Raw genomic sequence first — 624 nt, 5'->3', positions numbered from 1 at the left:
GAATTGCGGATAGCTTTCTGTACCATGAGAATACTTTCCCATTTCAGGAAGTTCTGACAGTTTGTGGGAAAACAGATGGCGTTGAGCATCTGTCATTTTTGAGAAAATATCTATAGTGTCTGGGTCACGCTTATTTTTTATTGGCAGATTACTCATTTTTTTCTGTTTGAAAGTGAATGAAAAACCTGAAATAGAACGCCCTTTTTTATGTTGCTCATATTTAGCTGTTATATCGGTTAACTCATTTACCTGCTTAAGAGCAAAATCTAAAACATATGTTTTAAAGTTACTCATTGTTTTGTATTGATGAGGTTTGACACCAAGTTGTTGTCTAAAGATAGATAGATCAAAAAGTGGCGTTTTTCCGGCAGATCTCCATTGAATTAATAGCTCGTATAGCCGAATAGCATATGAGCTACTTAACCTAGAAACCTGCTGCAATTCATATTTAGTGAAATTTTCTTCAAGTCGAGTTATGAGTGGAACGATATCTTGGGTGAATCGTAGGAAAATAATTCCTGATTGAGATTCATACCCAATTTTGTCGACCCAACGACAATGAAAGCTACGATCCTTACCTGTCTTAGGATTAATGTCATGGTATGTGACATAGCGATCAAATAA

General features: G+C 35.6%; 1 protein-coding gene. It reads right to left on the bottom strand.

Going from position 1 to position 624, the window contains the following annotated elements:
• Positions 1 to 624 (bottom strand): replication initiation protein RepM (repM, locus tag L2W58_RS13010; protein ID WP_236103837.1); only part of this gene is annotated, 624 nt, incomplete at both ends.

The sequence above is a fragment of the Dethiosulfovibrio faecalis genome, from assembly GCF_021568795.1.
Classification (GTDB): domain Bacteria; phylum Synergistota; class Synergistia; order Synergistales; family Dethiosulfovibrionaceae; genus Dethiosulfovibrio; species Dethiosulfovibrio faecalis.
Note: the sequence above shows the minus strand (reverse complement) of the source record. Positions and strands in the feature narration are given on the sequence as shown.